This is a genomic window from Acinetobacter sp. ME22 (assembly GCF_022012315.1).
Lineage (GTDB): Bacteria > Pseudomonadota > Gammaproteobacteria > Pseudomonadales > Moraxellaceae > Acinetobacter > Acinetobacter brisouii_A.
The window spans coordinates 18,895-27,614 of record NZ_JAKLTL010000022.1 but is presented as its reverse complement, the minus strand read 5'-3'; the positions used below and the strand labels follow the sequence as shown (position 1 = coordinate 27,614).

At 42.1% G+C, this 8,720-nt stretch carries 10 protein-coding genes; 2 read left to right on the top strand and 8 right to left on the bottom strand.

Going from position 1 to position 8,720, the window contains the following annotated elements; translation table 11 throughout:
* Positions 1-104: 104 nt before the first annotated feature.
* The gene (locus tag LVY74_RS16845) at positions 105-4,505 is read right to left on the bottom strand and encodes a transglycosylase SLT domain-containing protein (protein WP_237816028.1); all 4,401 of its coding nucleotides are present in this window, start codon (positions 4,503-4,505) and stop codon (positions 105-107) included.
* A gap of 63 nt (positions 4,506-4,568) precedes the next feature.
* On the bottom strand, positions 4,569-5,081 hold the full coding sequence (locus tag LVY74_RS16840; protein ID WP_237816027.1) for a hypothetical protein: 513 nt from the start codon (positions 5,079-5,081) through the stop codon (positions 4,569-4,571).
* 87 nt (positions 5,082-5,168) lie between these two features.
* Here LVY74_RS16840 and LVY74_RS16835 point away from each other — a divergent pair, with 87 nt between their 5' ends.
* Complete coding sequence (locus LVY74_RS16835; RefSeq protein ID WP_237816026.1) at positions 5,169-5,315, top strand: hypothetical protein; 147 nt, start codon at positions 5,169-5,171, stop codon at positions 5,313-5,315.
* Positions 5,316-5,350: 35 nt separating this feature from the next.
* On the opposite strand, the gene LVY74_RS16830 is transcribed toward LVY74_RS16835, so the two are convergent.
* Positions 5,351-6,184 (bottom strand): phage antirepressor N-terminal domain-containing protein, encoded by an 834-nt coding sequence (locus LVY74_RS16830; RefSeq protein ID WP_237816025.1) that lies wholly within the window; start codon positions 6,182-6,184, stop codon positions 5,351-5,353.
* Positions 6,185-6,390: 206 nt separating this feature from the next.
* Between LVY74_RS16830 and LVY74_RS16825 the strand changes: the two genes are divergently transcribed.
* Positions 6,391-6,630 carry a helix-turn-helix domain-containing protein gene (locus tag LVY74_RS16825; protein ID WP_237816024.1) on the top strand — a complete coding sequence of 80 codons (240 nt, stop codon included), beginning with the start codon at positions 6,391-6,393 and terminating at the stop codon, positions 6,628-6,630.
* Positions 6,631-6,654: 24 nt separating this feature from the next.
* On the opposite strand, the gene LVY74_RS16820 is transcribed toward LVY74_RS16825, so the two are convergent.
* The 5 genes from LVY74_RS16820 to LVY74_RS16800 form a co-directional block, all read right to left on the bottom strand.
* Positions 6,655-6,810 (bottom strand): hypothetical protein, encoded by a 156-nt coding sequence (locus tag LVY74_RS16820; protein WP_237816023.1) that lies wholly within the window; start codon positions 6,808-6,810, stop codon positions 6,655-6,657.
* A 17-nt stretch (positions 6,811-6,827) separates the two neighbouring features.
* The gene (locus LVY74_RS16815) at positions 6,828-7,301 is read right to left on the bottom strand and encodes a phage tail assembly chaperone family protein, TAC (protein WP_237816022.1); all 474 of its coding nucleotides are present in this window, start codon (positions 7,299-7,301) and stop codon (positions 6,828-6,830) included.
* 49 nt (positions 7,302-7,350) lie between these two features.
* A complete protein-coding gene (locus tag LVY74_RS16810) occupies positions 7,351-7,815 on the bottom strand; it encodes a phage tail tube protein (protein WP_237816021.1) in 465 nt (154 codons plus the stop codon).
* Positions 7,816-7,880: 65 nt separating this feature from the next.
* Complete coding sequence (locus LVY74_RS16805) at positions 7,881-8,252, bottom strand: DUF3168 domain-containing protein (protein ID WP_237813680.1); 372 nt, start codon at positions 8,250-8,252, stop codon at positions 7,881-7,883.
* 2 nt (positions 8,253-8,254) lie between these two features.
* Entirely contained in the window at positions 8,255-8,713 is a 459-nt protein-coding gene (locus LVY74_RS16800) for an HK97-gp10 family putative phage morphogenesis protein (RefSeq protein ID WP_237816020.1), read from the bottom strand.
* Positions 8,714-8,720: the final 7 nt, after the last annotated feature.

The following is an 8,720-nucleotide window of genomic DNA, read 5'->3' as shown; positions in this document are numbered from 1 at the left end:
GGAAAATATCGGTTTTAAAGCCAATACTTTCATTTGCTCCGACCAGTGCAGGTGTGGTGAGCAGAATCAGATCACCATATAAATTGGTTGTTACTTTCATACTGTTATCCGATGATTGCTTTAATTGCACTTCTATTACTTCGAATGAGGTTCATGTAAACACGCGTACCCTCTGTAGTTTGCATAAAATCACCTACAAGATTTGCATCTACAATATTGTTCACTTGGATATGCTGCGGTTGCACCGTAGTTGTATTGGTTGCTTTGTCACTCAATTGATTGGCAATCCGATTTTGTGATGCAGCGGCATCCAGTCCAGAGAAACCACCGACAATTCCACCATCTGAATAGCCACTGATTCCACCACGACGGGCACGATCTACAGCGCCAACCCCACCTGACCGAGCAACATCTTCTTGCGACCAAACCACTTCGCCCTTATGCACAACACCTGCAACCTCATATTTGCCGCCTGAACCTGTATAGCCACCATCATAAAACTCAGCACTGACCGAACTAATATTGCCAATAATGGATGCAGTTTGTGCCGCCACAATGGCATATTGAGCAAGGCTCTGTGGAAATGGTGCTTTCATCGCCAGTGCCAGAGCAGCCTGAATTGCAACCATAGACTGCGCAATTGCAAAGGCTTTCTGAACTGCAAACGCAGCTTTATAGGCTGCACTTTGTTCACCAAAAGCATTTTTCATGGTCTCGGTCATTGAGCCAAAAATCTGCTCGCCATAATACAATTCCGTTTTAAGCTGCAATTGCTTGGACACATTTTGAATATCCTGATCTCGTTGAGCAGCATCTTCACGGATTTGTGCACGTTCATCTTCCCCCTGTCGAACAATATCGCTGAGTTGTGTCTGGTACTCCTGTTCAGAAATTAACTTCTTACTATATTGATCGACTAAACCAGTGGTTAGATTATCTTGAGCATTTTGACTTTCACCCAACTGTGAATCACGCAGATCATTACTGCCCTTTTGTAAGTCATTAACGGTTTGGTGATTGACATCAAACTGACTGGTGGGAATACCAAGCGCTGAGTTATAAGCATCCCGATACGCCTTTTGGGCAGCCTTACTGGACTTTTCCAGTGCCTTCTGTTGCGTCAGCTCTAGATAAGCCATCCGAGTATCAATTTCTTCCTTGCTGACACCTGTGATGTTTTTCAGTTGATCACGCTCAAGTTTATATCGGGCAACCACCATTGCTGATTCAGTGAGTAGCCCTTCTTGTGCGGCTAAAAGTGTTGCTTCACGCTCTAGCTCAGCATTTTTTAAATTATGCTGAAACTCTGCATCTTTACCAGCAAGAATCTGCTCACGTGCTGCTTTACTTAACTGAGTATTTTTAACAATTTCATCACGCTCCAAAGCATACTGCTGTTTCATAAACTCGATAGAGTCCATCGAAACCTGCTTGGCTGATAGAATCTGTTGTGCTTCTTCACGTTTGATGGCATCAATCTCAGTTTGCATCTGGCGATCTAAAGCAGCTGCTGCATCCTTACGTTGTGCTGGCGTTTTAGATAAATCAGCCTCAGCCAATTGCTTTTTCACCGCATACTCATTTTGCAACTGAGTAATCCGATCAGTTTCAAATGCATGTAACTGGTTGTATTCGTCCTTCTCCTGAGCATGTAAGGTTTTAAGTTGGCTTTGGTACAGTGCAGCCTGTTTTGCCAAAGCATTGGTTTGATCTGAACCTGTCAAGGTTGAGTTAATCGCTTCAATGGCATCTTGGTTATCTTGGGCAAGCTGCTGTTCTTGGGTGTAGTACTTCTTGTTGATTTCAAGTTTCTTATCATCCAGTGCCTTTTGGGCTTCTGCCAAAATTGCCTGTTGAGCCAGTAAATCCGCCTGAGTCGGCATCAAGATAGACTGATCGATGGTCGACTGACCATTGACCCCTGCAAAATTCTTGGCGAACTTTGGCGCATACCCTGCAACTTCTTTCGCCTTGGCAGGCGACATTTGCCCTTTTCCTGTCCCGATATTTCCTGCCAGATACTGCTTGGTTCCTGAAATCCCTGCATTCAGCGATCTCAGGGCATCAGGTAAATTGCCAAACTCCTCAATGCCTTTGGCTAAAGCATCTGCAACAGCGGTTGCCTGTTTTTCAACGGGACTATTTTTTGATAATCCATATTGTTTTCTAAAGATTCCCGTAGTTTGAAATAAACCGTATGCACCCGTTGGACTGACTGCATTGGCATTACCACCCGACTCGCCTAGAACGTAAGCTGCCAATGTACCTTTTGGTAAACCGTATAAGCCTTCAATTTGGGCAAAGTTATGTGCCGATGCAATCCCATTTACTTTTGCAATTGCAGCAATATCTTCTTTAGTGAAAGTATAATTTTTACTTGCAAACTCTTTATTTGCAGCCAGTTTGACCTGATCAGGCATTGCCTTGTTATAGGGGATACCTGCTGCATCTTTACTATCTGCAAAGGATTCTGCTTTATCTCGTGGAAAGTTTTGCTGCGTCACCAATGCTTGAATATACGCTTGGCGGCTCAGTGTTTTCTCAACACCACGAACATACTCCATCTGTTTCTGGGTCAGGTCGGCATACGCTTTGGCTGTATCTTTGGTTGCATCGGCATGCTGTTTTTGTTTCTTGGCAGCTTCCTCATTTTTTTGATTGAGCTGATTTAAAACATCTTTCTGCTGCTGATAAGCCGACTTTGCCCCATCACTGGCAGAAACCAAATCACGAATCTTAGTGACCTGCTCATCACTGATGCCGTTGATTGATTTGAGAGCATTGTAAAATTCAACCATGCTCATATTCGTTTTTGGATCAGAGTACTGTTGAAATAGCTTATTGATCTGCTGAGCAACATTTTCAGAAACACGACCAGAGTCTTCTAAATACCCGATGTATGCATCCAGTTCAGAATAGGCGAACGTGTATTTTTTCCCCAACTCGTTCACCTGTTGAGTCAGTTGATGAATCGCTGTATCTCTCTGTACAGTATTCAACTCTTGCCATTTTGGAAGCAATTCATCTATCTTTTTGCCTTGAGTATCTAAAACCTGAGCCGTGTCTTTGCTACTGTCTTTTAATAGAACATAAGATGCGGCAACCGCTGCGACAGTTAAACCCAAGCCGACTGGCCCACCGAGCAGACCCAATAAACCAATTCCAGTACGAACACTTGCCGCCTGCGCCACATTGTTGGCACTGGTGGCAACCGTCAAACGCTCAGTTGCAGCCGTTTGTGCGGTACGGGCAGTAACATACTCGGCAGATCCTGCAACTGTAGTCGAAGCCAAACGTTGTTCTAACACCGTCAGTTCGGCGGTCATACTGGCTTGAACCTGCTGTAATTCAGCCATTCGTGTCAATGATGCAGCTCGCCCTTGATCTGTATACTGACTACGTAAACTTTGTGCTTCAAGTGCTTTCTCTGCATTTAACTGAGCAATACTGGATTCAACCCGCTGAATTTCTGAAGCAATCACCTGACGATCTGCAGCCACTTTTGCCTCAGCATTGGCAACAGCTGCACGTGCAGCAGACATTTCCGCATTTGCCGCATTGAGTTCTGCCGTTGCTTTACGCTGTGCGGTTAAAATCGCTGCTTCTTCTGCCTGAATATTCGCAGCAATGGCTGTGATTTTGTCATAAATCCCTGCAACATATTTCGCGGTTGCAGGTACAGCAGCACCAACCAGATATGCGCCCAGTACGGTTGCCACAGCTTTGACCTCATCCATGTGGGTCACAACTTCTTTCAAGGCTGGCACGGCAACATTGACCAGTTCCGCTTCAAAGCCCTGCCACTGTAAATCTAGAATTTGCAGGTTTTCTTTGGCTAAAGCCAAGTTTTTCACCATGTCATCTGACATGATTTTTCCTGCTTTTTGGGCGGCATCCCCCCATTTTTTAAACCCTTTACCGCCATCTTCAAGCAATGGAATCAACAGTGAAGAATCTGAAATAATCGATTCCATATAGAATTTCATGTCATTGGTTGAAGCCCCTGCTTTTTCCAATGAATTGTAAAAAAGCTGCAATGCATCTGGACCAGATAACTTTTGGAACTGGTCAATGGTGACTCCGACACGTGGCGCAATATCATTAAAGAAGTCGGCAAGTGGCCCACCACCTGTACGCTGAAAGTCGCCAATACGGTCTTGCATATCTTTCATTTTGTCGGCAAAAGATTCCATCGAAATGCCTGCAGTATCTGCACCGACTGCGTAATATTGGAATTGCTGAATTGAGGCATTGGAGAGCTTGGCAAATTTCTGAATGTCATTGCCTGCATCAACAAATTTTTCGGCAAATGCCATCACACTGGCCACCGATAAGCCTGCAGCTACCGCACCCAATGCTTTGACTGCAAAGGATGCTGTATCAAATGATTTTGCAATTTTATTTGTAGAATCTTCTGCCTGACGCTCTGCCCGTTCTAGAGGCTCGGTAAATGAGCTGATACGGGTCACAAGATCAAGGGTTAAACGACCGAGAGATGCAGCCATATTACTTTCCTCTAGATAATAAAAAACCCCGCTAGGCGGGGTTTAGATTAAATTTTAAAACAATTAATTACCTAATATTTGCATTGATGATCCTAATGCAGACTGTGATATTCGTATTTTATATTCATTGCACTTGTAATTGTATTCTACAGCTTCACCATATTTAGGATCGCTTATCTTAGAATAAATCCATCCTTTCTTTGGTAACCCATATAACATGATTAAAGTTTGTTTAAATTTGTCTGGTGTAAAATTATCGAAACCAAAAGTCACTCCAAATGATTTAATTTTATAGCTTTTTTTATCATAAGTAATAAAATTAAAACTCTCTATAGGTTCACCATAAAGCCACTCATTTTTATATTTTTGGTTAATAAATACTAAAAAATCTTTATCAGACATCCGATTAATAATCTTATTATCCACTTCAATTGCCTTATGTTTTCTGGCTAAATCATTAATTGAATCACCTAATGAAACATCTGCTACCTTAATTTCATTTTTCGCTACACTACATGTATTGGCATAAAGCATACTTGGAAAAATGATGATGCAAACTAAAATTATTTTTTTCATTTCCAATCTCTTATAAATAAGAGGTTAGAATATAATCAATTTAAAAAAATTAAAGCAAGCCTAAAAACTGAATCTAGGAATAACTATATGTCTGATGAAATAACCATGGATTTTACTGGAAAAAACTATCTCATGGATATGTGGGAGTTTTTTAACAATAACGCCCACTACACCCTACTCAAGTACAGCCCAATTAAAGATGGAATTAGAGCTTTTTATACAATGAAACAGTAAAAAACCACCCGAAGGTGGTCTTTTATATAGAACTATTATTTCATTTCTTTCAAAAAGTACCGACCTACACTCAAGATGTCTGCACCATATAGAGTATTCAAAACTTCATCAAAATGCTTTGTGAACTCAGCAATATTAAAGGGATAGTAACCAAATGGCAGGCTCATAATCGAAATATTTCCATGATTATCTGCCTGTACAAACCAGTTTTGATGCTGTGTTTTCACCCAAGAATTACTAATGCTAGATGCAATTGTTAAAACTTGGGGTTTTATAGGTAACTGCACATATTCATTTTTGGCTTCAGGCTTTGCCTTAACGTCCATTGTTTCGAGGTAATGAACCGCTTCAGGAAAATGAACTGCAAGCAACTGGCTATATTTTGCAATTTTAAAGTGTCGGTTATGACGTGCCCACATTTCAGCATAGATTTTACGCTCTCCATTTGAACGGCGTGCCACAATCTCATGTAGTAATGCTTGCTGTTCTGGTGAAATAGCTTTCCGCTGATTAATCGCTTGACCTTTCGTCCAGTAATCCCAAAGCACATCATCACATTCGTTTTGATACATGATGACTGTTTCACGAAGTTCAGGCTTTACCTTGTTTGGACTAATAGTCATAAGCCATGCAAATAATTTACGAAGTGGCAGGCAAACCATTTCCTGCAAGTCGCCTAGTGTAGGTATAACGATTTTCGTTATACCCCATCTTTGAACATTGGAATTGAATTTTGCTAATTGTGCTTGCCATGCCAACCCCATCCCCTCAACAATTGGCTTCATTGGGGTATATGGTTGACCATTCTGCTCGATCAAATACAATTCAGCCTCATGGAAAGGTACTGTTATTTGCGTTAAACTTGTCATGTCTTTATCTCCATAGGTTTAGACATAAACCCCTTGTTCAGATTGGTAGTCGGCAAGGGGTTTGCTTTTTCAAGACATATTGCCTTGATGGAGTCATATTATTAAACATCTTTTATTGTGTCAATTCCTTTTGTTGTGTCAGCACAATAAATAGTAATTACTTCTTTTTGTGATACAATATCCAAAATCTAATTAGTGGTGTAGCAATGAAGGTAAAAAATAATGTTGCTAGCTTGCGTGAAAAAGCAGGTTTGTCAGTTTACGAATTATCTAAAAGGTGTGGTTTCGTTAGTGACAGTAGAGTCCTATCAAATTACATAACAAGAGCAGAACAAGGCCACTCTGTTAAAATTGATACGGCTTTGGCGATATACCAAGCACTCAAACAAGCTGGTGTTTGTGAAGAATTTCATGATGTTTTTTGGCTTGAAGACTCTGAGCATTAAAAAAAGCACCATAAGGTGCTTTAACTATTGCTCCACTGTCCCCATCAAATAAGCCGCCAACGCATCATCATCAAATTCATGATCATCATTCGCAGCTCGTTTCCCAGCGCCTTCATGTAGCATAAGATCAACAAGCTCAATATTTTTAATGCCTTTCGATACCAAGAACGAATGATGCAACCGAGCAAGCTCCTGTTCTACTCTTCGACCGATGTTAAGGCTTCCGTATTTTCGGATGTAGACTGCCCAGATTTTGATTTCTGTGAACGAGAGTTCTTGGACTTCTTCGATGCTTTTGCCTGTCGCGATGGCGATTTCACAGAGGAGTTCGGTTTCTTCTGCGAGGTCGATGTCTTTCCCAAAGCATTAACATTTACAACCTGATTCCAAATTGCCTCCGCCAAATCATGGCTAAAGTTTTTACGCACCTCATCTTCTGTAAATTGAAGATTACCCTCTTCGTCACAAATTGAAGCCGCTAAAATCCCTGCCAAGGCTTCTTTCTGCTCACCAAAAGCCCGTAATTTTGCTACGGTGGTCGCATAAGAGTATGGCTTGATGAATGTACTAAATTCAGCATCTTCACCATTAAATTTGATCGGAACCGTGACAGGTTGTGGCTTGGAAATTAATGCCCCTGCTTTGATTTGGGCAATATCAATCTTTTTCATGGTTTTATCCCAAAAAGAAAGCCCCAATCAAGGGGCTAAAGGTTTGATTTTAGGTGGCAGGAATAAATGTGGTTGCACTTGAGCGTTGCATGGTCACGGTACAGTTGACCAAGGTATCTGCATCAAATTTCCACACTGGGGTCGTCAACGAGGCTTCAAATCGCCACCATGTACGGTCAGTTGGAAGAGTATCTAATACACCTGCTGTCACTGTTGGAACAGAATCTGAACCTGGTGCGCCCTGAATAATGGTTAATGCTTTTTTCTCAGTCGCCCATTGGACAATCTGCAAGTGGCTTGCGTTTTCTGTATCAATATCAAATCCCATCGAACCATCACCAGGATCGGATAGACCAGGAAGATAGGTTTTGGTTTCTTCATCATCTAGACAGGTTGTTTCGATTTTCCCTGCCGAATCTGAACCAGGGTCAAATGTTTTTAAGCAAAGAAGACGAATCAAAGTTGTACCGTCAAATGCCCACCAACGAGAACCCTGAACTTTTAATTTTGCCATGAGTAATTACTCCTAATCAGGCATAAAAAAAGCGCCCTTTCGGACGCATAACTAAAAAATTTAAACTATCGATTCACATGCCAACTGACATCAAAACTGTAATGCGGCATACCTGTCACTGGGTCACGATCCTGATTGCCATAGCGCGTGACATAACACTCGGTCTCAATCGCATTTCGCACCGCTTTGGCAACATCACTGACCACATCATCATCCGTGGCATAGACATCAATCTGAACATCGACACGGTCACAGCTCGGAGCTACATCCAAATTGTTATAAGGGTCACCCCCCACAATCTGCCAAGTCACATACGGCGGCTGCGGATTATCAGGGGCAAGCCCAAAACTATACGCACGTAAAATGCCATTACTCTCAAGCAAATCAGTCACGGCAGTATTGGCTTTGAGTATCGGAAAAATAGGCAAATCAATCATGATCAGCCTCCTAAAACAATATTGATTTCAGCAGAAAACACCTGCACAAACTTGTCGGTAATCTGCCCCACGTTTTTAGATAATGCAGGACGCATAAACGGCTGGGCTGCAATTTCACTGGTACCAAACTCGATAAATCGCCAGTAGGTGGTAATACCACCCGGTAAGCCTGATAACGCAGTTTGGTTGGTGTACTGGTTTTGCGCTGCACCACCACGGATGCCGACACGCACCCGAACTTCATTGGAATTACTGGTTTTGCCTGTTTGGGTGACAATGTTTTTCCAAATCTTCTCTTTGGTAATTGGATCATCCAGCGCCTTAGCATTTGCTCGAGCAGCATCACGGGCAATATTCATGGCTTGCCGTGCCGACTTTCGTGCAATCCGTTTAATCGTGCTTTTCTTGCCAATGGCACGAAGTTTCTGCTGTAACTGCTCTAAACCTTGAATACGTGCCATAAGCCCC